The 24,135-nt window shown below is 43.7% G+C and carries 18 protein-coding genes; 6 read left to right on the top strand and 12 right to left on the bottom strand.

The features are described 5' to 3' along the window. The first annotated feature begins 46 nt into the window (after positions 1–46). Both QO189_RS07270 and recD read left to right on the top strand, forming a co-directional pair. On the top strand, positions 47–4,531 hold the full coding sequence (locus tag QO189_RS07270) for a UvrD-helicase domain-containing protein (RefSeq protein ID WP_371532172.1): 4,485 nt from the start codon (positions 47–49) through the stop codon (positions 4,529–4,531). Between the two features lie 73 nt (positions 4,532–4,604). After that, a complete protein-coding gene (gene recD, locus QO189_RS07265) occupies positions 4,605–6,809 on the top strand; it encodes an exodeoxyribonuclease V subunit alpha (protein ID WP_371532325.1) in 2,205 nt (734 codons plus the stop codon). An 81-nt stretch (positions 6,810–6,890) separates the two neighbouring features. Here the strand turns inward: recD and QO189_RS07260 are convergent, their stop codons facing one another. Together QO189_RS07260 and QO189_RS07255 are read right to left on the bottom strand one after the other, a co-directional pair. After that, the gene (locus tag QO189_RS07260) at positions 6,891–7,454 is read right to left on the bottom strand and encodes a hypoxanthine-guanine phosphoribosyltransferase (protein WP_290176904.1); all 564 of its coding nucleotides are present in this window, start codon (positions 7,452–7,454) and stop codon (positions 6,891–6,893) included. A 92-nt stretch (positions 7,455–7,546) separates the two neighbouring features. Beyond that, positions 7,547–8,215 carry a hypothetical protein gene (locus tag QO189_RS07255; protein ID WP_371532171.1) on the bottom strand — a complete coding sequence of 223 codons (669 nt, stop codon included), beginning with the start codon at positions 8,213–8,215 and terminating at the stop codon, positions 7,547–7,549. Positions 8,216–8,522: 307 nt separating this feature from the next. Between QO189_RS07255 and QO189_RS07250 the strand changes: the two genes are divergently transcribed. The 3 genes from QO189_RS07250 to QO189_RS07240 all read left to right on the top strand — a co-directional run bounded on the left by QO189_RS07250 (position 8,523) and on the right by QO189_RS07240 (position 11,722). Continuing rightward, positions 8,523–10,205, top strand: a complete 1,683-nt coding sequence (locus QO189_RS07250) for a carbon starvation protein A (protein WP_371532170.1) — start codon at positions 8,523–8,525, stop codon at positions 10,203–10,205. A gap of 115 nt (positions 10,206–10,320) precedes the next feature. Continuing rightward, positions 10,321–10,632 (top strand): cory-CC-star protein, encoded by a 312-nt coding sequence (locus QO189_RS07245; RefSeq protein WP_371532169.1) that lies wholly within the window; start codon positions 10,321–10,323, stop codon positions 10,630–10,632. Positions 10,633–10,684: 52 nt separating this feature from the next. After that, the gene (locus tag QO189_RS07240) at positions 10,685–11,722 is read left to right on the top strand and encodes an ArsA family ATPase (protein WP_371532168.1); all 1,038 of its coding nucleotides are present in this window, start codon (positions 10,685–10,687) and stop codon (positions 11,720–11,722) included. Here the strand turns inward: QO189_RS07240 and QO189_RS07235 are convergent. The 3 genes from QO189_RS07235 to QO189_RS07225 form a co-directional block, all read right to left on the bottom strand. Beyond that, positions 11,717–13,402 carry a DUF3482 domain-containing protein gene (locus tag QO189_RS07235; protein WP_371532167.1) on the bottom strand — a complete coding sequence of 562 codons (1,686 nt, stop codon included), beginning with the start codon at positions 13,400–13,402 and terminating at the stop codon, positions 11,717–11,719. The two genes, QO189_RS07240 and QO189_RS07235, sit on opposite strands and share 6 nt — an antisense overlap. Positions 13,403–13,527: 125 nt before the next feature. Then, positions 13,528–14,502 (bottom strand): sterol desaturase family protein, encoded by a 975-nt coding sequence (locus tag QO189_RS07230; RefSeq protein WP_371532166.1) that lies wholly within the window; start codon positions 14,500–14,502, stop codon positions 13,528–13,530. Between the two features lie 122 nt (positions 14,503–14,624). Next, positions 14,625–16,004 carry a DUF2868 domain-containing protein gene (locus QO189_RS07225; RefSeq protein ID WP_371532165.1) on the bottom strand — a complete coding sequence of 460 codons (1,380 nt, stop codon included), beginning with the start codon at positions 16,002–16,004 and terminating at the stop codon, positions 14,625–14,627. Between the two features lie 193 nt (positions 16,005–16,197). On the opposite strand from QO189_RS07225, the gene QO189_RS07220 reads away from it, so the two are divergent. Then, on the top strand, positions 16,198–16,989 hold the full coding sequence (locus tag QO189_RS07220; protein ID WP_371532164.1) for an SDR family oxidoreductase: 792 nt from the start codon (positions 16,198–16,200) through the stop codon (positions 16,987–16,989). A gap of 39 nt (positions 16,990–17,028) precedes the next feature. Here QO189_RS07220 and QO189_RS07215 read toward each other — a convergent pair whose 3' ends face one another. The 7 genes from QO189_RS07215 to QO189_RS07185 form a co-directional block, all read right to left on the bottom strand. Continuing rightward, the gene (locus tag QO189_RS07215; RefSeq protein ID WP_371532163.1) at positions 17,029–18,570 is read right to left on the bottom strand and encodes a bifunctional 2-methylcitrate dehydratase/aconitate hydratase; all 1,542 of its coding nucleotides are present in this window, start codon (positions 18,568–18,570) and stop codon (positions 17,029–17,031) included. A 152-nt stretch (positions 18,571–18,722) separates the two neighbouring features. Continuing rightward, entirely contained in the window at positions 18,723–19,349 is a 627-nt protein-coding gene (locus tag QO189_RS07210) for a GNAT family N-acetyltransferase (RefSeq protein ID WP_071001550.1), read from the bottom strand. Between the two features lie 71 nt (positions 19,350–19,420). Further along, the gene (locus tag QO189_RS07205; RefSeq protein WP_371532162.1) at positions 19,421–21,274 is read right to left on the bottom strand and encodes an ABC transporter ATP-binding protein; all 1,854 of its coding nucleotides are present in this window, start codon (positions 21,272–21,274) and stop codon (positions 19,421–19,423) included. A gap of 61 nt (positions 21,275–21,335) precedes the next feature. Then, entirely contained in the window at positions 21,336–22,046 is a 711-nt protein-coding gene (locus QO189_RS07200; RefSeq protein ID WP_371532161.1) for a hypothetical protein, read from the bottom strand. 18 nt (positions 22,047–22,064) lie between these two features. Then, positions 22,065–23,318 carry a 2-methylaconitate cis-trans isomerase PrpF gene (gene prpF, locus QO189_RS07195; RefSeq protein WP_371532160.1) on the bottom strand — a complete coding sequence of 418 codons (1,254 nt, stop codon included), beginning with the start codon at positions 23,316–23,318 and terminating at the stop codon, positions 22,065–22,067. Positions 23,319–23,398: 80 nt separating this feature from the next. Next, on the bottom strand, positions 23,399–23,662 hold the full coding sequence (locus tag QO189_RS07190) for a Txe/YoeB family addiction module toxin (RefSeq protein ID WP_025652708.1): 264 nt from the start codon (positions 23,660–23,662) through the stop codon (positions 23,399–23,401). Between the two features lie 32 nt (positions 23,663–23,694). Further along, the gene (locus QO189_RS07185; protein ID WP_371532159.1) at positions 23,695–23,982 is read right to left on the bottom strand and encodes a type II toxin-antitoxin system Phd/YefM family antitoxin; all 288 of its coding nucleotides are present in this window, start codon (positions 23,980–23,982) and stop codon (positions 23,695–23,697) included. Between the last annotated feature and the right edge of the window lie 153 nt (positions 23,983–24,135).

The following is a 24,135-nucleotide window of genomic DNA, read 5'->3' as shown; positions in this document are numbered from 1 at the left end:
TTTATCCTTTTGATCTAATCGATAATAATTAAAAGTATACGTCCATATGACAGATTTTACCGACATAACCAGCACCGTTGATATCTCTACACAACCAAATTTATTTGATGAGCATTCAGATGCTACAGCTGAGCCCAAGGCAAAAGAAGAGGTGCCGCCAGCAGTTGCTGTTGCTTTAACTGGTCGGCACCTTATCGAAGCCTCAGCAGGTACGGGTAAGACTTGGACGCTGACTGGCATTGTGCTGCGTCTACTGATTGAAGCGCGGCGTGCGCCAGAGCAAATCATTGCCACCACCTTCACTCGAGCCGCCGCCGCCGAAATGCGTCAGCGCATCCACGACCGTCTGGTAGAGTTCTATCAGCTATTACAGTGGGTCAATAACCTGAGTGCAGATACCAGTAATAAAGATAACTTGTATCCCAACCTATTGCAGATACTGCCTGACAGTGGCGATAACAATAATAACAAGGGTAAACCAGAAGTTAATGACTCAAGTATTGACTCAAATGCTCAGACAGACGTTGATGAGTTCAATCAAGACCGTGAGCATGATAAGCAGATAGCTACAAAAAAGCGCGCAAAGATAAAAGAAGCGCGTGAAAAATGGTTAAAAGAGCAAGCCAAACACGCACGCTTAGATACCATCATGCAAGACCCTATAAATCTGCACTTGGTCGGTTATTTGCTTGATCATGTGTATAGCTATCCTATGGCGGAGGCGATCCGGCGTACCGCATTAGTATTAACCACGTTAGATAAACTGTTTGTCGGGACGCTCGATAGCTTGGCGCAAAAGTGGCTGAAGGAATACAGTAGTGAAACCGGTCATCAGCAAGGCATGGCGATTATCGAAGACAGCAGTATCGAGCAGGTTACCGATAGTATTATTCATGATGAGCTGCGTCAGTTTCAAAGCCGTTTATATCACGAGCAGCCCAAACTGTATGCGCTTATGGATCAGCAAGGTAAGCTGACAGCAGTAGGTGATCATAAAAAATTCGTTTCTCGCTCGCTGAATTTTATTTCTGCGCCGATTGATGAGATAAAACTAGATCAAGGTTTTGATTTTGATGCGTATGAAAAGCTGATTCATGAGTTTGCCCAGTTAGATTTAGCAGATATTCAGCCCTATCTAAATCCCGATTATAGGAAATCTCAAGGATTTAATGGGCGTTCCAATCTATTTAAACAGTTCGATGCACTTGTTGATGTCCATCAAAAGATAGCGCAATATCAGCTAGCATTTAACAGCCATTTGAATGAACGTGACAATAAGATTCTGACCGCTTTACAAGACGCCAGATATCCAAATGAAGATGGCAAAATTAAGAATTTCAATAAAGATAGAGAAAAAGAGCATCAGACCCTTTTTGAGTTAGAGACCATCAATAAGTTAATGGCGCTCTTAGATATGGTCGAAGGGTTAAATCAGCATATTTTATTGGTTCTAGCCAATCTCAACCGTCATATCGTTCTTGCCGTACGCAACAGACTGCCCGTCATATTAGAGGAGCGAGGGGAGACCACCTTTAGTCTACAGATGGTGCGCTTAAACCAAGCACTAACGGGTCGGCAAGGCGATAAGCTGGCGCGTTATATACGCCACCATTACCCAATTGCATTAATTGATGAGTCGCAAGATATTAATGGCGAGCAAGCCATTATGATTGAAAGCATCTATTTGCCAAAGAGTAAACGCAAACAGTCGGATAATGACAAGCAATCCACCACCAAAAAGTCCAATCATGAGTTTTTGCTACTGGTTGGTGACCCAAAGCAGGCGATCTATGGGTTTCGTGGCGGTGATGTGACCAATTATAATTATATGAAAGCGCAGTTTGACAAAAGTACCATTTGGACGCTCAACACCAACCGTCGCTCCACCCTTAGCTTGATTAATGCACTCAACTGCTGGTTTGGTATACCTACAGCAACAACTGCTGAAAACAAGCTGGCGCAGCTGGGCAGTGGTATTTATTATCAGCACAGCAAAGCCGCAAAAGAGCAGAGTAAATTGTCTTGGTTCAAAGATTCAGGCGCAAAAGATAGTAGCTTGGTGACTGACGTTCTCTCTGCTCAGCCAGTGAGTGTATTGCACCTGCCTAATGGTAAAGAGGCAGAGCTTGATTATGATGAGTATGAAATCACCGCTCGTCACATTGCTATTTTGCTCAGTAGTGGTCAGACATTAAACGATCAGCCGATTCAGCCCAGTGACATTGGGGTGTTGGCCCGTACCAAAAAAGACCTAAAACAGGTTGAAGATGAGCTAGTCAAACTGGGCATGCCAACCCTAACTACCAGTGACGTCAGCATCTTTGAAACGATTATGGCAGAGGATGTAGCAGCGCTACTTAGTGCCATGCTATACCCGTATCGTCATGACATGATCAATCGGGTATTGACCAGTCATTTATATGGGCTGAGTATCAAAGATATCAAAGCCATGATGACGGATCATGAGTCAGGTGTGGTTGATAGTGACGACAGACTTAATAGTATCAATCTAAATAGCAGCGATGTTCAAAATATAGAACATAAAAAGAGCTATCAGGATTTTATTACTTATTTAAAAGAAGGCGCACAGCGTTGGCAGCACTTTGGTATTTTGTCAGCACTGCATTACTTACTAGATAAAAGCCCCATACAGTCACAAGGTGTTTGGCAAGCACTAGCCGCTCATCCAGAAGGTGATCGACATATCATGGATTTGCGCCATGTGATGGATGTATTGGCACAGTATGGCCTAGGCATGGGTGAGCATGAGCTGTTAGCTTGGTTTAGACAGCACATAGAGGCCGCACCCAACAGCGATTGGGCCAAGCAGTATCCGCTACCCACAGAGTCTGGCGTGCAGCTCATGACTATTCATAAGTCAAAAGGACTTGAGTTTCCCATCGTCTATGTACTTGGTATGGGAGATGCCAGTAGGAAGTCAGGCAACAAAGAAGACTATGGACTGTATCTATATAATGCTCAGCAAGCGCCTTCAGCGTTAGTACAGCAATCTACTCAAGGGCAATCGATAGGTAATCAGCGTCGTTTCTCACCATTGCAAGGCTCTGCTACTGTAGAGGATTATTATACCGATATCGAAACGAAAGAAGGCTTTGATGAGCTGCGCCGACTTGGTTATGTGGCATTTACGCGGGCTAGCGAACAACTTTATGTGGTGTTGCGAGATCCTAGTAATAAGACAGGATTTGAGTTGAAGCCAGCATTTTATTGGTTTGACTCTCCAGAAGCAAAATTTGAATTACCTGATAGGCTAAAAGGCACGATAGGCATGCTTAGAGGGCGTAATATTAACGAATTCTATGATATTCACTATACTAAAACAGTAACGTCAACAGATACCAAACTTACCATCGAACCCACGACAGAAGCGATTGAGTATGTTCCTTTTGCTGAGGTCATGAAAACGAACTATTTTTATGGTTGGGCTAAGACCAGCTTTACCGCTTTGGCCCGCCAGCTAGACGAATCAACGCAAGCAATGGCGGTTGTTGATGAGCGTATTGATGATGCGATAGACATTGATATGGCAGACGCTGCAGTGTCGTTAGAGCCTTATCCTAATAGCAGCCTTGATAGTGATACGTCTCTCGAAAAAGTCGATGAGATAAGTCTCAAGTCAGAAGAGGATATTCGCTTTACATTTGTGAAAGGTGCTAATGCAGGTACGTTTTTGCATGAGATATTCGAAAAAATTGACTTCAAAAACAAATCGCAGTGGTCTGGGGTGATCGATAGAGCAGTGAGTAGTTATCAGTTGCCGCTGGTGTATAGTAGTGCTGAGCATCAAAGCCGTAGGTCACAGGGGAAGAGAGAAGGAGAGGGCGACTTATTTCATCTTGACTCAATAGATACGGCAAAGCATGAGGCATTGATTGCTTGGATTGAAGAAGTGTTGCGTACTCCGCTATTGGCCTCCAATCAACCCTTATATGCTCTGGATGCAGGACAGCGATTTGCCGAATTAGAGTTCAATATGGGGTTGTCAGAGCGCTTTAAAACAGAAGATATCAGCAAGCTATTTCAACAGTATCTACCGGATGAGACAGACAAACATGTCAATCTTGTGCCGCAAAATAGAACGCACTTGTATCGTTACTTGCGCGGTGAAATCGACTTGGTTTATGAGTATGCTGGTAAGTACTATGTGGTCGATTATAAGAGTAATTTTCTAGGAAATAGCCTAAGCGATTACAATGAAGGTACACTCAAAAAAGCCATGTCCAAAGCAGGATATTGGCTACAAGCAGCAATTTATCAAGTAGCATTGCATCGATTCCTTTCAATGAGAATCGCTGATTATGTAGGCAATGAGGCTAAGTATTTAGGGGCGGTAGAATATGTCTTTCTAAGAGGGGTATATAGCCCCAACGCTCAAGCAGCTGCTACCGTATCACAAGAGGCTATTAAAACGAGCGAATCACCACACAACGGCCGTTATGGACTCGTGACGTGGGATATTTCAATCGATTTTATCAAAGGTTTAGATGGGCTGTTTGGTGTACCTGATTAGTAGATCATACTTAACGACTATTATTAATCAAAGATTCTAAAAAGATCAAACAGGTCAAAATAGAGACAAATATATCATGAGCAATAATAATAAAAGCAGTGCAGTAATGGGCTTACAAGAAAGCTGGGCTAGTAATGTCAGTGATTATATTTTGCTACGCCGTGAGCAAACGCGTATAGCGTACGACGCGACGGATTTAAAGGCGAGTAATGAGAGCAAACAAGCCGATAAAACAGAAGACGGTTATTTATTTAACGCATTGTTCATGATGTTAGCGACGCATTTGGAAGAGGGGCATACCGTATTGACCATTGAGTCCTCTAAGCATGAAGTACCATTGCAAGGTGAAATCAATAATGAGTCGGTCACACTATACGCTTGGCAGCAACAGTTATTAGAGATGCTAGCAACGCCAATCTTTGCGCTCATAGATACCAAATCAAATACTCAACAGGAGGATCAATCTACCGCCGAAATGTCGATATTTGTATTGCTAAGCACATTATTTGATAAGCGGGATCAGCTATGGATGCAGTTGGCGCTAAGTAATCATGAAAAGGACATGCTAACCAAGCGTTTTTATACGATTGCGACGGTATTTCAGCTACTGAAAAATACCGATTTTACTTTTTTTATGAACCTAGTTAATAAGCATGATTTGTTTGCTGAGGTTAAGGCTAACACTAATAGTAACAATGAAGAAAATAGCCTAAGTAATAACAATCAACCTATCATTTACAAAGTAACTAACAATAGAAATTCGACAAACTCCATTACTTTTTGGCTACATCGAGCATGGCAGGCCGAATTTAATTTGGCAAAAAATATTAACAATATCTTGAATCAAAAAGTAAGTCCTTTACCAATAGCCATACCTGAAAGTCTTCACGAAAATCAAATAAAAGCGATTAATATCGCTAATAACAACGCGTTTAGTATCATTACCGGTGGTCCAGGGACAGGTAAAACATATACCGTTGCGCAATTAGTTATTGCACTGCAACAAGCGACAGAGAGTAGAGGGGATGGTTCTGAAAATATTAGATTTAGTACGGATAGTGCGAGTCTAGCACTCGCAGCGCCGACTGGTAAGGCTACACAGCGTATGCAAGAGTCTTTGCAGGCTGCTTTGGATACAGCGGGCATTGATTTGCAGCTGCAAGAAGCCAAAACTATTCACCGTTTGTTAGGTATTGGGCGGACGGGCAGACCTCGTTACAATGCCGATAATCCACTTGGCGAAGATATTATCATTGTTGATGAAGCATCAATGCTAGGGGTTGAGCTGGCTAATTACTTGGTGAGTGCAGTAAAACCAGGGGCAAGACTTATATTGTTAGGAGACGCTAATCAGTTGGCAGCAGTCGATGCAGGCGCAGTATTGGCAGATTTATGCCGTATACCATCTCTACAACTCATTCATGCAGAGCTGACTGAGAGCCGTCGATTTGGTGCGGACTCAGGTATTGGCAAGCTGGCTACTCAAATCAATAGAGCAGAGACAAACCCTCAAACTATTTGGCAATTACTAAGACATGACGATGCCTTGAGTTTCCAATACGTTGATACGTTGCAAATAGAATCTGTATCAAGCAATCAAATAAAAAATAGCCTAAGTAAAGAAAAGAATACTCTAAGGATCGCGCAGAATTACCGACCATATATAAATAGAGTAAAAAATCTGATGGGAAATCCGATAGAAAGATCTATGCCAGAGTCAATAAAAAGCACTATTGCATCATTGATGGAAATATTTAGTGAATTCAGAGTATTAACTGCTGGCCATAATGGAGAGTGGGGCGATCATTACATTAATAATTATCTCACCCAATGGCATCTCACTGAACTAAAGCTCCCACTGGGTCAAAACACATGGTTCCACGGTCGCCCTATTATGATTTTGCAGAATAACTACGAATTAGGATTATTTAATGGTGATATTGGTTTTTGCTTACAGACATCAGATGACAGAAGTCGATTGGAAGTGTTTTTTGAAAATAAGACACAAGGGATTGCGGTCAATCTACTAAACGAGGAGGTAGTCGCTACTGCGTACGCTATGACGATTCATAAGTCGCAGGGATCTGAATTTGATCATGTCGCGATTACGTTCGATGATAGTCATGCAAGGTTATTAAGTAAGGAGCTTATTTATACAGCAGTGACTCGCGCCAAAAAACAGGTAACGATATACAGTACAAAACACGCTTTTGAAAAGGCAGTTCAAACACCGACTGAAAGACATACCGGTCTGTCCCTACAGTTTGAGTACTTATGATTATCATTCTGAGCATAAAAAAGCATCCAAATTGGATGCTTTTTTTGACCTTAAATACTGTTAGTCATTTAGAGGTAAGATTTAAACCTTATCTTCTTTGATAGCATAGATACCTGGCAGGTGACGCAAGTAACCATGGAAATCCATACCGCAGCCATAGACGTAACGATCTGCGACATTAATACCGACGAAATCAACATCAAAGTCGGCAACTTTGCGGTCATGCTGCTTGTTTAGTAACACACAAGATTCGAGAGATAATGGTTTCTCTTTATTTAGCTCCTCGACAACAGCCTTTAGAGTGATGCCTTCGTCAAAAATATCATCAATCAACAAGACGTGCTCACCTTCGATACTCACATCAGGCTTGAATTTCCAATCAAGATCGTTAGTACCTTCATTGTCACGATAGCGTGTCGCATGGATATAATGCATACGATGGTAGAAAGTAAGATGCGTCAATAGTTGACCAGCTGGAATTAATCCACCGTTCATAACAACCATCACAATTGGGTTCAGACCAGCGTAGTGTAGGTTAAGCTGAGCAGCCAAACGCTCATAAGCAGCCGCTACTTCTATACTGCTGATCAGGCACTCTGAGTTACGTAATGTTTTTTCGATTTCTTGATTGCTGATTTGGGTCATCGGGCGCACCTTTGGTGAAAAATGCCAAGTATTTTAACAAGTTTTGGTAAATTTTCCCAATGTTATATGACCATTTGGTCAAAATTTAGCAATTACTCTGGTTTTTCAATGATAAATGGACGGTAATAATTCGCCAAACGATTGAGCGAGTCATTTGGTAGATCAGGTAGTAGCTTGTTAAGCGCCATATTCATCCCTTTATCAATCGCAGATTTGGCAACTGGCACTGATTTGCGTTTGATCATACCTAATTTTAACGTTTCAGCGTAACGGCTGACGAAGTGGGTTAATGTCGCGTCATTCATGGTTTCGAGCGCTGTTTTAAACTTGGCTCTATCTACGTGCTCTGGTGTGATAGCAGCAAAGCCTTCGACGATAGTTCTAGCATCTGTTTCTGACAATTTAAAGCCAATACGTTTTACGCCTTCATTATCAATAAAAGTTGCCTGGTCTTTTAGAAAGTGAAAGCTTGGAAGCACTTCTTCGTTACTTTCTTTACCAAGTAAGATATTAAGTAGGGTATCGGTTGAGCGCTCTATCATGGTGACGATTTTACGCATCGCGGCTTGGCGTTCAGGGTTTGGAATAATCTCTACCAAACCAACCAACAAATTGTCCGTTAGATCACGAGCTGTCTGATGAGTGAGCGCATCTCGGTAAGGGTAATAATCTACTTGCTCATTTGAAGCAACGACTTGTTCGGCCTCGCTGATTAATACTTTTAATTTATCTGAAGGTACGAATCCAAAATAATGTGCCATTATGCTTCCTTTATTTGTTGTTTTTCATGTCTTACTTGCGTTACATTTGTCGTGAAATCGGTTACCATTTAACCAGAATTTTAAACAAAGATTCACCACGCCATATGCTATTTAGTGATGCACCATCATTGTGTAATGCGAAAATTTGTTGGCTAATATTCATCACACATAATTTTTACAATTTATTCGGTGACGGGTCGGGTTATATGAATGACTCGCTGCACACTAATTTAGCATATTTTTTATATTTTGATTTAAAAAGCTTGAACTTATAAGACTACCTACTACTTGTCTAGGGAGAGATAAGATGAATAGTGCTATTGTACTGATATTCGGCGTTGCTGCTATGCTCTGTGGCTACGTGTTTTACTCAAAATTCATTGCTACCAAAATTTTAGCATTGGATAACAGTCGTCCCACGCCAGCGCATACGATGAAAGATGGGGTCGATTACGTTCCTACCAATAAATATGTACTATGGGGGCACCATTTTACCTCGGTGGCAGGCGCTGCACCGATTATTGGTCCCGCAATTGCGGTTATTTGGGGCTGGGTACCTGCCATCATTTGGGTGGTGCTCGGTACGATTTTTATGGCGGGTGTACATGATATGTCGGCCATTTGGGCAAGTATGCGCAATAGGGGGCAGTCAATTGGCTCTATTGCAGGTACGGTCATGGGCACACGTGTCCGCAGCTTGATGATGGTCGTGATTTTCTTATTACTACTGATGGTCAATGCTGTATTTGGTGTGGCTATCGCTAATATGATGATCAAAACGCCATCTGCTGTACTACCTGTTTGGGGCGCCTTAGTGGTTGCCTTTATCATCGGTCAGTGTATTTATCGCTACAAGATGAATTTGGTTTGGGTATCTATTATCGGGGTAAGCGCTTTATACGGGCTGATCTATCTTGGCCCTATGTTCCCGATTGTGTTACCTGAGACCGTAATGGGCTTACCTGATAACGCTGTATGGATTCTTATTTTATTCGCCTATGCGGCGATTGCTTCGTTGTTGCCCGTATGGATGCTGCTTCAACCTCGCGATTATATTAATGGTTTACAGTTATTTGTCGGTTTGATTTTATTGTACGCAGCTATCTTTATCGGCACGCCAAATATTGTCGCGCCAGCAATAAACACAGCACTGCCAGTTGGCACGCCATCACTGATGCCGCTGTTGTTTGTGACGATTGCTTGTGGGGCGATATCAGGATTCCACGGATTGGTTGCGACAGGGACGACGTCTAAGCAGATTGATAAAGAAGAAGACGCGCGTTTCGTTGGTTATTTTGGTGCGCTAGGCGAAGGTATGTTGGCACTCGGTGCGATTCTAGCGGCAACCGCAGGTTTTGCTACTCTTGGTGATTGGCAAGCGGTCTATCAAAAATTTGGCGACGGTTCTATCGGTGCCTTCATTGACGGTGGTGCGACCATACTAAACGCAGGTGTTGGTATCGACATGGTACTATCACAGACGATGCTTACGGTCATGGCTGCATTATTTGCAGGTACGACCATGGATACTGGTGTACGCCTGCAACGCTATATTTTCCAAGAGTTCGGTGAGTTTTATAACCTGCCAGTCCTCAATAAAAGCGTGGTCGCAACATTGCTTGCTGTCGGCAGCTGCTTGCTATTAGCATTCGGCGCGGGCGGTATTGATGGTGCTGGTGGTATGATTATCTGGCCACTATTTGGTACGACTAACCAGCTAATGGCGGCGTTAACACTAATGATCGTAACGGTTATCTTGTTACGTAAAGGCAAACCAGTTTGGTACACTTTAGCGCCATTGTCATTCTTGCTGGTCATGACGGTATTTGCACTACTTATTCAGCTCAAAACTTTCTTCACTGATGGTAATTGGCTGCTTATCATTATGGATATCATTATCTTAATCGCAACGATCTTGGTGACGTTTGAGAGTCTGTCTGTATTACGCAAAGAATGGTCGATACACAAAGGCAAAAGCGGTGACATTTAAACGCTAAACCATACTAAATATTTATCAACTCAAAAACGCTGGCAGCAATTGCTGGCGTTTTTTATATCATATAGGCATGATAGATAAGAAAAACAGGAAGAGGGATGAGTAAATTATGGAAAATAAAAGTACATCAACTGATATAGAAAACGTTCAACCATTAGAGAGCACCCAACCATGGTGGCAACGGTTTGTGGCTGGGTTGAATGAGTTTTATCATGCACCTTATCGCCAAACGATGGCACGTGCTGCTCGTGATGAAGAAGATTTTTTTATGCTACTTATGTTTGCTGAGAGCTTAGGGATTGATAATCCTGCCAGCTTTTATACCTTAGAGTTGCAACCATTATTTTTAGAAAATTTTCACGAATGGCACACGCGCATGGGTATGGATAGATGCCCATTTGACCATGTTGGCTGCTGCTAATCGTTTGTTTATGATGGAAAAATAAGAATAATATAAGAAATGAGATAAATATATGGCATTACATCCTTTACATGCACTTGTAGAACAGCTCGTAACACAACCGATTATATTTATCGGTGGTAAGGGCGGTGTGGGGAAAACCACTACTGCTGCTGCACTTGCCAGCTATTACGCAAGTCAGCAGCAGAAGACACTGATTGTCTCAACCGATCCTGCTCATAGCTTAGGTGATGTGTTAAATACACAGCTTAATAATGCAAAAACAGCAATCTCACCTTATTTAGATGCGATTGAGCTAAATCCTGATGTGATCGTTGACGAGCATTTTGCTCAAGTTGAGCGTACGATTAAATCCTATGCCAATCCAGATATGATGCCCAAAATTCGTGAGCACCTGCGACTCTCAAAATCAGCACCCGGCGCCCAAGAAGCGGCGATGCTCGAATCCATGTGTCAGCATTTGGTCGAAGCGGCAGATGCGGGCTATGAGCATATTATCTTTGATACGGCACCGACAGGGCATACGCTACGGTTGCTAGTATTACCAGAGATGATGGGTGCATGGACAGATGGGTTACTTGCTCAGCAACGACGGCAAGCCAAGCTACGTTCAGTAGCGACACATTTGGACAGTCATAATCAAAAAAGCAGTCAAACGGATAGCGCTCAAAAGAACGATGTCGCCAATCCGTTTGCCGCAAAAAAGTCTGATCGCTGGGAGCAAGCGGTATCGGTGCTAGAAAAGCGCAAGCAGTTATTTCGCCAAGCAGGACTGCTGCTGCATGATCGTACACAAACGGCGATTGTGTTGGTTATGACGGCTGATGTGTTGCCGTTGGCTGAGACCACAAGAGCTATCGAGCAGCTAGAAGAGAGCAAGCTCACACCGGCAGCAATCGTCATCAATCAGTTGATAGCATCCTCTCAGTCGGATGAGTTTTGGCGCTGCCGTGCTGAGCGCCAGCAGCAGTTAATGCAGGATATCGAAAAGAATTTTTCTAAATATCCGCTGTATCCGATTTATCTGCAGCAAACAGACGTACGTGGCACAGAGGCATTGAGTGCGTTGTTAAATGATAGCAACTCATGACTCACGCTTGTAGGACTGTAATTTGACCGACAGCGACCATGCCATATCTGCGCGCAGCAGTTGCGCCTGTTCAGACTTACCACTGCTAAGCGATGACCATTGCGGTTTACCACGCGCTTTTTTTAGCTCACTGGGTAATTTATTCGCAGGCCATACGGTGATTAAATTGTTATCTTCATCGGCATTGTCATTGCTATTATTATGGTAGCTGCCATCATTTGACGATGTATTAAGGCTGCTTTTCTCGCCTTTATATAATAGCTGGGTGGCATCAGTAGCAGCATGGCCTCGATGGCGTAGGGCAGTGAGTAAGTCGATCGCTCGCGTTGCTAGCAATGTCAACGTCGCAGGATCGATATACAAGCGTTTTACCCCAGTGATCCTATCGGCAATACTACTGGTGTTAGATAGTAACCCGCCTGCAATACCACCTATCGCTGCACCCAAACCCAATGTCGTACCTAGCGCTGCTGCATCAATACCCAACCCTAACAGCGCGCCCGCTGCTGCACCAGAAGTGGTACGGATACCGTAGCTCTTGAGGAGTTCAGGATCGAATGGATCTTGCTGGTAGGCTTGCAATTCAAGCGGGGTTGCCGCGACGGCATTATCATAGAATTTATACAAATTGAGTAAATTGTGCTGCATCGCACGCTCACTTTGTCTAACCGCTTCTTGCATTTGTTCTAATACGGGCATCGGGTCGTCATCTTCATTAATCTCGCGTACAAAAGAAGCGACATTCAATAAAAAGTCAGCAATAATAATATTGGCTTCGTCATACAACTGCGCCCAGTCCTCAATCCGGCGCTGCATCAATTGCTCAAGCATCTCAGAATGAGTGAGCATGGTCGCTAGATTTTGCCAAAGATGCATCTCATCTTCAAATTCAAAAGCAACAGAATCAAAGCGTGTGGAGATATGTAGGTTGCGTCTTGCCAACATGGTTTGCCAGTCATCAATATTGGCATTCTGACTGTCGGTAAAGTTAAAGACAGGCATCACCGGAATGGCAGCCCATGATAAAATCGCTAGCTCATCTTTATACTTACCCAATACTGGCTCACGAGCATCTACTACATAGATGGCCATGTCGCTTGCCAGTAGCTGACGGATGACTTTTGCTTCTTGGCTATAATCATAACTGTCTAGAACACCGCTATCTGCACCTTGAGCAACATCGGCCGCCAAAAACTGCTGCAATCGCTCGATACCATCACGGCGACTGGCGGTGTTGTCCTCCAACCAGTCCATAAGCCCTGATGCGTCTTCCAAGCCAGGTGTGTCGTATAATGCGACTAACACTTCACCTGTTTGACTGTCTGTCAGCTGTGCTTGCTCGACGTGACGTGTGGTCGCCGCTTCGTTTTTGACCTCACCAAAATAGACATCACGCAATAATGTGCGCAATATGGAGGTCTTACCAGTATTGGTGTGACCTACCACTGCCAATTTTAGCGCCTCACCACTGGCAATGGTTTTTTTTGTCACCTTTGTGGTTGCAGCTGGTGGTACTGATTCAGTTGATATAGATTGATTATCATGAGTCTTTTCCGACTGAGCGGCTGGTGATTGCGAGGTATTGGCGTTATTATTTGAGTCACTAGGCAACGCTTTATCTGCAAAAAGACCTGCAGGCTTGTGATGCTCGTAATTTTCTTTTTTATTGTCATTATTCATAGTCGCGTCTTATTGTTATTGATGATCAAACTTTAGCCATTTATTGTAAAACAAATCTGGTGGCATGTTGGTTATGGATGCGTAGTGTCCATATCGTAAACTGTATTTTATGTATTCATGATACGCTATGAGATTGCCGTAGGTGGGCGCAGCAGTACCTTAAGTTTTTTCTTAATACCCTTAGCACGAAAAAATCGCTGCCACATTCGGTAAAACACCCCAAATATCAGACCAATAATATTATCGTGACTGGTCTCACCAACAGCCCCATATTTGACTGGATTATTGATAGTGTCTTCTTCAACATAAGTGCCAAACCAGCGATCAAAAATAATAAGAACGCCACCATAATTTTGGTCAATATATTCGCCATTGGTACCATGATGCGCGCGGTGGTTGGATGGGGTGTCAAAGATATACTCAACCCACTTTGGAAATTTCCCAACGGTTTCGGTATGAATAAAGAATTGATAAATCAAATCTAAGGCATAAAAGAAAAATACCCAAACAGGATGCACACCCAATATCATCAGCGGGACGAAAAATAACCACCAGCCTGTCACCGAGTACAGCAGGCTTTGACGCATGGCGGTGGATAGATTCATCTTATTATCTGAATGGTGCACGACATGCGCTGACCAAAACCAATTCATGCGGTGTGAGGCACGGTGAAACCAGTAATAGCTGAACTCAACCGCGACAAATATGGGAATGGCTGTCAGCCATGTCACCTCAATAGTGAATAGTCGGTATCGATATAGCCACAGGCAAATAGGTAGCACAATAAGTGCTTGGACAATCAATTCAAACCCAAGATAAGAGCCGCCCAAGCTAAAATTGGTCATCGCACGGCGCCAGCTAAAGCTTTCATTTTTCCCACGCTTAGACTGATAAAACCACTCTGCTAAAAATAGCAAGAAAAATGGGCCACCAGCTAACGGCAACAGCCATTCTTGCCAGTGAGCAGGTAAGATACTTGCCAGCGTTGGCTGCCATGACTCTGGCGCAGCCGTTAAGATACTTTGGTTTAACGCCTCTTTGTAACCATCCAATATCGGACCATACTCACCTGATGTTAAGAGGGTGTTGTCTGTTGACATATTTGGCTCCTAGCCACTATAAAACATCCTTATTATCCAAGAGATAACTATTTTTCTATATTACTGATTTATTTTGTCCCTTTTATAAAAATAATTATTATTAAGTATCGCATTCAAAAACTTTAAGAATCGATATCCACCAAGCCAATTTTTCGCGCAGAGAGCGCTGTCTGCCACTGCTGATAGCGGACTGTTTGCTTGTCTACTGGTTCATCTTCAAGTGTTAAATCAGCATCACTAAGCAGCTGTACAATAAGACCATCTTTTGCATGAGCGGCGATTTGATCGAGTTTGCGTAGCGTACCGCGGTCGGGCAGTGCGTTGCTATGGATGCCAAGCAAGACTTGCACCGGATGCGCATCTAAATAATTTTTGAGTCGTTCCATATCATCACGATCATCGATAATACCGAAATTCTCAATCTCACTTGATTCTAAGAAATCATGACGGTCATCATTCAACCCTGACTGCCACCATTTATCCCGATTTGAAGGATATTCAAGCAAGGCGACCAGTTTCTTGCCTGCACTCACCGCCGCTTTGGGCGCGACAGGTGCGGGCGCTTCCGTAAAGTCATCGGTATCAACCACATGGCGATGCCAAAAATTTATTATCTTTTGGTAATACGGTTGTTTGATGTCTAACCGCATCTTTTTGCGGCGGAACATCAAGGCACAAAATACCCATGCTATCGCACGCGGGACAATACCGTACATCAGCAAGCTACCGACTAGCAATCCTGCCCACTGCCGCGCCACAGACAATGGCATGGCTTCTGTGACCAGCCTGCTTTGTGCAATCGCTGTACTATCCGGCACATCAAATCCCACCATGCTTGGTAGCCAGCCGAGTGTTTGCGTTAAGCTCACTAATGCCTGATCAGAGAGTAAGGTCGACTCCCAGCTAAAGCTATACTGACGTACGATCAATAAAAATATAATCGCAAGCAGCATACCGGTCAACGTCGCAAGCCATAACTGATGGCTAAATCTGCCCAAATACCAACGCATACCGCTGTGCTGTAATTGTCGCTCATACAGATCGACCGCCGCCTTGGTTACATCGTCTTTACCGCGTATGAGATAGCTTGGACTGACAAAGCTGGCAAACCAACTGGGCGCTTGCTGGTCTCGATTGATAAGTGTCATAACCAGCCAGCCGCCAAGCATAATAGTATGAAAACCAAGCAAGCAGACCAATACATAAAAGAAGTTCACCACATTAGACTGTAAGAGGGTAAACAACCCTAAAAACCCCGAGATGCACCACACCACACTCATGACGATCATGATACCTTTTATACGACCGTCTATTTTGCCCAGTACACGCGCAAGTGCACCATTGCTATCGATGCGTGAGGCCCGTCGATGCAGCTTTTGGATAGGCGTGCCATCCTCACTCTGTAGCTTTTCCGTGATTAATAACGGGTCAGTGGCAAAGACGTGCTGATCGGTCTCTAAGGCACGTACCAGCTCGGTCAGTTGGTCTTGGGGTGATAGCATAAGGCGCTGATATCCGTATAAGAACGTCAATATAAGTAATGGAAAGCAAAAAACGTGGGTTTAATCGCTAAAAATTATTGTAGCGTATATAGAATGAGAATAATGTCTATTATTTTTATCATAGCAAACGCTCGTAAAATCAGCCAAAATGAATAAACAAACCAACACTTATAAAAAAAAGGGATGGTGGCATATGAATAACGACATGAATAATAAAACCTATCTTATCATCGGCGGAACGGGCGGTATTGGTCAGGCTATGGTCAAGCAACTGGTACGAGAGTCAGCTGCCGATCAAACTGACGGCGCATTTGCTAAAAGTCATAGTACACAAGTATTCGCCACTTATCATCGTAGTGAGCCGAACTTTGAAGCAGAAAACCTGCACTGGTTGCACATGAATATCAGTGACGAGGACAGCATCAAAAAAGCGGCCGACACCATCAAGCAGACAGTGGGTCATGTAGATTGGGTGATCAACTGTGTGGGATTACTACATACAGAGACTGCGCAACCAGAAAAGGCCTTGAGGCAGATTGAAACGGAGTTTTTTTTACAGAACATGCAAATCAATGCACTAACAAGTTTGCTGATAGCCAAGCATATCAAACCGTTGCTTGCCAAAGCTGAGCGTAGCGCTGAACATCCAGCGATTTTTGCGACCATATCAGCTCGTGTCGGTAGTATCACGGACAACCAACTCGGCGGCTGGTATAGCTATAGAATGAGCAAGGCGGCGCTCAATATGGGGATGAAAAACCTGAGTATCGAATGGGGCCGATCACTCAAAGAGGTATGCGTAGTCGTCATGCAACCAGGCACCGTGAATACCCAACTGTCCGCACCGTTCCAAGGTAATGTCGCTGAAGGACATCTATTCTCGCCAGCGTACAGCGCGGAGTGTTTATTGGACGTGCTATCAGTGATGACAGCTGCCCAATCAGGCAGTTTTGTCGATTGGGCAGGAGAGTCGATACCTTGGTAGTCAATACGTCAACAGAAGGAAGCATTAGTCACTGAGTCGTTAGTAAGCCATAAATAAGTCCATAAACTCGTTCACTGGCGTTTGCTCCAATTTTTCTTGATCGTCACACAGCTCAATGATCTGCTGACAACGACTGTCAATAAAGCGGGTGGCCAGACTGGCGCGGAACTTTGCCTCAAGTATGGGAATGCCTTCGGCGCGGCGGCGTTTATGACCGATAGGATATTCAATGGCGACTTTTTCTGTGCTACTGCCATCTGTAAAGAATACCTGAATAGCATTGGCAATAGAGCGCTTACTAGGGTCATGGTAGTCTTTTGAATACTGCGCGTTTTCTTCTACTACCATTTTTTCGCGTAGCTCATCGATTGATAAATGCTCTTCGTGATAGTCATCTTCATAGTTCTCCGCCATCAGATCGCCTGTCAATAAGGGAACAGCCACCATATATTGTAAGCAGTGATCGCGGTCGGCGGGATTGGCAAGCGCGCCTTCTTTTGAGATGATGCGAATCGCTGAATCATGGGTGGTTAGGACAATTTGTTCAATATCATCAATTCGACCTTTCACATGTGGGTGCAAAATGACGGCCGCTTCACAGGCAGTCTGGGCATGAAACTCAGCGGGAAAGCTTATTTTAAATAAGATGTTTTCCATCACATAACTACCAAAATCTCGCTGGAATTTAAAACGACGATCGTCTTCAGGCTTTGTGGCGAGATCTTTATTGGTATGGCTAAACAGCACATCATAGAATCCCCACTGCGGTGCAGTTAATACGCCAGGGATACCCATTTCACCACGTGCTGTGATATCTACTAGACGTACCGCTCGACTGGTTGCATCACCTGCCGCCCATGATTTGCGGCTGCCAGCATTGGGTGCATGACGATAGGTGCGCAGTGCCTGACCATCAACGATGGCTTGTGAGATAGCTGCCATAATACGCTCACGGGGTAGCTGATACAACTTGGCAACCACCGCAGTTGATGCCAATTTGACCAAAAACACATGATCAAGACCCACACGGTTAAATGAGTTTTCAAGCGCCATCACACCTTGAATCTCATGAGCCATGATCATCGCCTCGAGCACGGCCTTCATGGTCAGAGGTGCTTGCCCTTGGCTGATATTTTTTTGACTGATATAGTCGGCGACCGCCAAGATGCCGCCCAAGTTATCAGACGGATGACCCCACTCAGCAGCGAGCCACGTATCATTATAGTCAAGCCAGCGCACCATACAGCCGATGTCAAAAGCGGCTTTGATGGGGTCTAGTCTATAGGATGTGCCAGGGACGCGAGCGCCATGCGGCGTTATTTGATCAGGGCAATCAGGCCCTAAGTGCTTGGTACACTCAGGGAAGCGCAATGCCAGTAGTCCGCAGCCGATGGTATCCATGAGACAGTGGCGCGCAGTATTCCATGCATCAGTGGGATTTGGTGACTCGTTATCTATGGAATAATTGAGCACATAATCGGCGATATTTTGGATTTCATCGTCATATTCTGGACGGATATTGCTCTCTACCGTTGCCTCATTCGTATTTGAATGAGCTGTATCTGAATTGGTATTTGACATGGTTGTTTCCTCTTCCTTGAGTGAGCTAACTTTTCGCTTTTTTGACCCATGCTCGCAGTCATCCTTTTAAAGCGGTTATCATTCAAAAGTAGCATACTCAATATGGAACAACCAGACTGAATTGTGTTAAGAAATAAAACTTTGTAGGCCATTTAAATCATCAAATACAACAGACCTAAAATGAACAGCGCTGCTATAATAAAAAGCAGGAAGCTTAAAACTTTGGTCGTGGTTGACGCAGTATCCACACTTTCTTTTCTTACTTTGTTTTTCTTAGCAACGTATAGCACCATCTTCACATGCTCGATATTGTCTTCAAGATAATGCTCACCTTCAGGTACAAAACCCAAAGACTCATAAAAACTAAGCAGGTAAGCCTGTGCCGAGATAATAATCGGACGCTTTTTACCATATTTTTTGCGGCAATGAGCAATAGCCTGAGTCATTATTTGGCGTGCTAGGCCGTCACCTCTGTGCTCTGATAGCACAAGCACTCTACCGATGGCAGGCATGGCAGTGTGGTTGGTCTTGATCGTAGGGTCGGCGACCGACAGATTGGATTTTAGCTTATTGAATTCGGGCGGGACAATGCGGCAATAGCCCACTAACGCTGCGTTTTGATGAGCAATCAAGTGCAAGCAATCAAAATCGACCTCATCCATATCTTGATAAGCACAGTTTTGTTCGACAACGAACACTTGCGAGCGCGCCTTTAGGATATGGTAAAGGTCAACTGAGGTCAGCTCGTCAAAGGTTTTGATAGAAAATTCACAATTCATAATGGTCTAGCTTCTGGCGATAGGCGGTAAAATAGGGGCATTATAACGATTTAGGCAGGCATTAACCATTCCTAACCGTTTAGCGTCTGGCTGATTTTGTCTAAGTTTAAGCTATCTGACATGGCGGAGAATATCTCAAAGTATTTGCCGCGCTGGGCATAAAGCGCCTCGTGAGTACCTGTCTCAACCACTTCGCCATTTTCTATCACTACCAGATCATCGGCATCAATGATTTGAGCAATATTGTGCGAGACCATAATGACGGTACGGTCTTTTTTGATCAGATCGAGGCTTTTTTTGACCTGCTGACTGGCAATAGCATCGAGGCTAGCGGTCGGCTCATCCAAAAACACAATCGGCGGATCTTTTAAAAACATCCTTGCCAGCGCGATACGCTGCTGCTGACCGCCTGATAATGACTTAGCAGTGCTCTCGTAACCGTCTGTCAAGGCGACAATTTGTTCATGTATCGAAGCTTTTTTTGCCGCTACAATGATGTCATCAATGCTAGCATTCATATCGCCATAGCGGATATTTTCACTGATCGTACCTGAAAAAATATGATTGCTTTGTAGTACCAGCCCAATGCGCTGACGCAGCTCGTGGGTATCACAGTCGGCCAAATCGTGCCCATCTAGGCAGATCGTACCAGCGTCTGGCGCATAGAACTTGACCAATAGATTTATAATCGTGCTTTTACCGGCTCCAGAGAGACCGACTAGTGCCGTGATACGGTTGGGCTTGATGGTAAAGCTGACGTCTTTGAGCGCTTGCGTGCCGTTCGGATAGGTAAAATCGACATGTTTAAGCTCAATATGACCTTTTAGGTTATCGCTACTGATACCAGCGATGTTTTCAACCTGACTGTCATCTTCTAAAATATCAAAAAACCCTTCGGCATAGGTCAATGCATTGTTTATTTGATCATAGATACGATGCAGCTGTCGAATAGGGGCGGCGACATTTTGAAACAGCATGACATGAAATAGAATCATACCGATGGTCATCTCACCTTGTAGGACAAAATAAGCCGTGAGCAAGATGATAACCACCACACCAATCTGCTCGATAAAGGTTTTGATGGCATCATAAACGAAACCAATACTGCGAATACGTAACTGGTTGTCAGTCATGTCTTTTTGAATGGTTAAGTGCTTCTCAGCTTCGATAGATTCACGAACAAAGGACTTCACCACGCTGATCGAATTGATCAAAGAGATCACCAAACCGCTTTTGGCCTCGCGAAACCCGCGCATCTGCCGCCGAAATCCTTGCAGACGCTTGGCTTGTTTTTGGCTGATAAAAAAGTAAATGGGTATGATGACAAGACCAACCATGCCGACCCAAAAATTGGTCGAAAACATGATGATAAGCGCCACAATCGCATTGGCAAATAGTGGCAGCATATCGATAAAGAAGTTTTGTACGAGGCTCGTGAGACTGCTAACCCCATAATCAATACGGGTTTGCAGCTTGCCACTGTCGTTTTCACTACTGGTATAAAATGCCATCCGATAAGTGAGAATACGCTCAATGATGCGCTGTGATAAATCACGCGACAGATTGATGCGAATCTTCTCACCAAAAAAACGCTGACCAAAAGAGATAAATATCGACAGTATCTCTTTGGTCAATAACACCGCACTGATAATCATCAGCATACGTATGCCAGCTTCCCAAGGCTCGGCAAGCGTGGCAATCTCAGTTAAAGTATCGACCGTATAGCGCAGTACAAACGCATTGACCTGCGCGGTAAAGGAGCCTAGGGCAGTCAGCGCTAAGGTGGCAATGATCAATAGGCGGTAAGGCGCGGCAAATACCGCCAGTTTTTTTAGAATATCCCACAGTAGCGCCCGCCGTTCTTTCTTTTCGACAGGAGGTTTTTTGTCTAGTTGTACACGGCTTAGCTGGGGAGATATTGGCATAATTGGCTTACATATTCTTAGATAATATAAAAAATTAATCTCTACTAAAGCTATATTTGATTTATTTTTTTAAATTATTCGTAATGGCATTAGAGTAATCACTGTGAGCCATTATTACTGACTTATATGAAATATAAGGTTCAAGATTTAATTCAACAGAAGGTCTAAAGCCTCTATAATCAAAAATATCTTCCCCCATTCGTTGTGCTAGTCTAGCCATCGCTACGATAAACATTTCTCCGTATTGACGACCAAAAGGTGTCATCTTGTTCATATATCGTTGCTTGGCTGAAAGGTTAGAGTCTACATGAGCACCGCCACCTTTATCAGCTATATTCTTAATAACATCTCTGACTTGTAGAGTCGTAGGATGATGAGTTAAATACTGTTCAACCCACGTTGGTATATCTAACATTTTTTGCTGCTTAGCGAATATAAAATTTGGAATTACCAATCCGTTGTTATATTGCATTAACTCGAAAGGCATAGTAGCAATTCTGCTAGTATTGTCAGGATTTTGAATTATTTGTACAGAAGAGCTTTCATTATCATCCCAGATTATATTCTCCAAAGCGTTTAATTCTATATTTGGAAAAACTCTTGGCAGCAGAGAGTTATCCCTTCTTTTATTTGAATCACAAAATAAAATCCGTAATTGACCTGCAAGAGGCTTATACATATATGGTTCATTTTCATAATAAGATTTTAAACAAGAGTCAATAATAAGGAATGACTCTTTGAGTTGTTCCTTCAAATATATATCTTCAATCATATTAAGCTTCCCGATCAGTTAAAACGCATCCGCAGGCACAAAAACCTCACCGACCATGATACGCCTTGCTGAGCGACTCATCGATACTTTTTTGGCTTGCCAGCGTCCATCGACCTGTTCAGTCTTACCACCGACGAGTAATGTCCCTGATGGATGACCAAAACGTACCTCATTAAGCTCGCCACCGCCGGCAGCCTCGTTAACAAGTGTACCTTGTGTGGTCGCGGCAGCAGCAATCGCGACCGCTGCCGTACCCATCATGGCATGATGCAATTGCCCCATACTCATGGCACGTACGACTAGATCAATCTCGCCTGCATCGACTGACTTACCACTCGACGCGGTATAGCTTTTTGCTGCACCCACCCAAGCAATTTTAGGAATGTGTTGGCTGGTTTGCGCCTCGCTCACGTCTTTAAATAATCCCATCGCAACGCCACCTGTGGCACGGATTTTCTCAAGCTTGGTAAGTAGCTCGCTGTTGCTATTGATGTCACCTTGTAATTCAGTACCGGTGAAGCCTAAATCTTCTGCTTTCATAAAGATAGTTGGGATACCTGCGCTAATAAAGGTTGCTTTGACGCTGTCAGAATTTAGACCACAGCCCGTCACATCGAAGTCATCAACCAAATTGCCAGTAGGGAACATGTCGCTGGTAGCATCTACAGGATCGATAAACTCAATTTTAACCTCGGCTGCAGGGAAGGTCACACCGTCTAATTCAAAGTCGCCCGTTTCTTGAACCTGTACTTTATCATTTGCGTCTTTATAGACTGGCACATGGGCAATGATAGTTTTTCCGATATTCTCTTGCCAAATGCGTACTTCACAAATACCGCTTTCAGCATTGTCATCGATGCTATTAGCAATCTTGTCAGCACTGACCAGACCCATATTTATGGCACAAGCACCAACAGCCGCGGTTAAGTTGCCACAGTTACCTGCCCAATCAATCATAGGCTTGGCGATATTAACTTGTCCGAACAGATAATTCACATCATGATCAGGTCTATCTGATTCGGATAAAATAACCGTCTTTGAGGTGCTGGAGCTGCCATTGCCGAGACCATCGATTTGCTTGCCATAAGGATCTGGGCTGCCGACGACGCGCAATAAGAAGTTATCCCGCGCCTCGCCAGCGACTTGGCAACGCTCAGGCAAATCAGATAGTTTAAAGAACGTGCCTTTTGAGGTACCGCCGCGCATATAGGTTGCGGGGACAGATAGTTGCGGGGCGAAAGGGGTTTTTGATTTAGTATTGGTTTGGGCCACTGTATTAAATCCTTTTTATATTGTTATAAGATTGGGTATGGCGTCATCAGCAAGTAAACACGAACGACTAAGAACGCTCATTAATAATGATAGCGACAAGAGATAATCGTAAGATAGTTATCATCGACGGCATATACCAACCGATTGGCGTCGTCGATACGTCTTGACCAAAATCCAGATAGGTTTTCTTTTAGGGGTTCAGGTTTGCCAATGCCTTCAAACGGATTACGCTTACATTCGGTGATGAGTTTATTAATACGTTTGAGTGTTTTTTTATCTTGCGTTTGCCAATACAGATAGTCTTTCCACGCAGCATCTGTCCATGCTAGTTGTTCACTCATCATTAGACCCTTTGGATTGATTGAAGCCTTTGAGTTCAAACATTCTCAGCGTTGATATCATTATCTTCTGCCGTATCAATTAACTCACGCGTCACGGTCTTGCCAGCTTTATATTGGGCAATAGAGTCCGCTAAGTGCGCCGCATTGGCAGGAGATTTTAATAGATAGACGGTTTCCATCAGACTATTGTAATAATCAAGCGACATCACAACGGCATCATCAGCGTCACGGCGGGTTACGATAGTGGCATTGGCATCATCGTTTACCGTATCTAGGACGGATTTTAGGTGCTTTCTGGCTTCTGAAAAACTAACGACTCTCATGGTTTGCTCCTTTCATAATACGCTTTATGAATTGTACAATATATAGTACATGTTACGCTATTAATTAAGTAAACTCAATATTTAGCTGCTATCTAGTACTTAGGAGTAAGTCACAAAACTTAGTGTATAGAACGCAAAAGCAAATAAAAGCCG

Origin of the sequence: Psychrobacter sp. Arc29, from assembly GCF_041431175.1 — a bacterium.
GTDB lineage: Bacteria > Pseudomonadota > Gammaproteobacteria > Pseudomonadales > Moraxellaceae > Psychrobacter.
This window is presented reverse-complemented; position numbering and strand designations above follow the sequence as displayed.

Bases quoted from the DNA above. Each gene is read 5' to 3' on its own strand.
- QO189_RS07185 (WP_371532159.1), bottom strand. From the start codon at position 23,982: ATGAGAGTCGTTAGTTTTTCAGAAGCCAGAAAGCACCTAAAATCCGTC.
- QO189_RS07190 (WP_025652708.1), bottom strand. From the start codon at position 23,662: ATGATGAGTGAACAACTAGCATGGACAGATGCTGCGTGGAAAGACTAT.
- QO189_RS07230 (WP_371532166.1), bottom strand. From the start codon at position 14,502: ATGTCAACAGACAACACCCTCTTAACATCAGGTGAGTATGGTCCGATA.
- QO189_RS07245 (WP_371532169.1), top strand. From the start codon at position 10,321: ATGGAAAATAAAAGTACATCAACTGATATAGAAAACGTTCAACCATTA.
- QO189_RS07270 (WP_371532172.1), top strand. From the start codon at position 47: ATGACAGATTTTACCGACATAACCAGCACCGTTGATATCTCTACACAA.
- QO189_RS07255 (WP_371532171.1), bottom strand. From the start codon at position 8,215: ATGGCACATTATTTTGGATTCGTACCTTCAGATAAATTAAAAGTATTA.
- QO189_RS07235 (WP_371532167.1), bottom strand. From the start codon at position 13,402: ATGAATAATGACAATAAAAAAGAAAATTACGAGCATCACAAGCCTGCA.
- QO189_RS07220 (WP_371532164.1), top strand. From the start codon at position 16,198: ATGAATAACGACATGAATAATAAAACCTATCTTATCATCGGCGGAACG.
- QO189_RS07215 (WP_371532163.1), bottom strand. From the start codon at position 18,570: ATGTCAAATACCAATTCAGATACAGCTCATTCAAATACGAATGAGGCA.
- QO189_RS07250 (WP_371532170.1), top strand. From the start codon at position 8,523: ATGAATAGTGCTATTGTACTGATATTCGGCGTTGCTGCTATGCTCTGT.
- QO189_RS07240 (WP_371532168.1), top strand. From the start codon at position 10,685: ATGGCATTACATCCTTTACATGCACTTGTAGAACAGCTCGTAACACAA.
- QO189_RS07210 (WP_071001550.1), bottom strand. From the start codon at position 19,349: ATGAATTGTGAATTTTCTATCAAAACCTTTGACGAGCTGACCTCAGTT.
- QO189_RS07225 (WP_371532165.1), bottom strand. From the start codon at position 16,004: ATGCTATCACCCCAAGACCAACTGACCGAGCTGGTACGTGCCTTAGAG.
- QO189_RS07200 (WP_371532161.1), bottom strand. From the start codon at position 22,046: ATGATTGAAGATATATATTTGAAGGAACAACTCAAAGAGTCATTCCTT.
- QO189_RS07205 (WP_371532162.1), bottom strand. From the start codon at position 21,274: ATGCCAATATCTCCCCAGCTAAGCCGTGTACAACTAGACAAAAAACCT.
- QO189_RS07260 (WP_290176904.1), bottom strand. From the start codon at position 7,454: ATGACCCAAATCAGCAATCAAGAAATCGAAAAAACATTACGTAACTCA.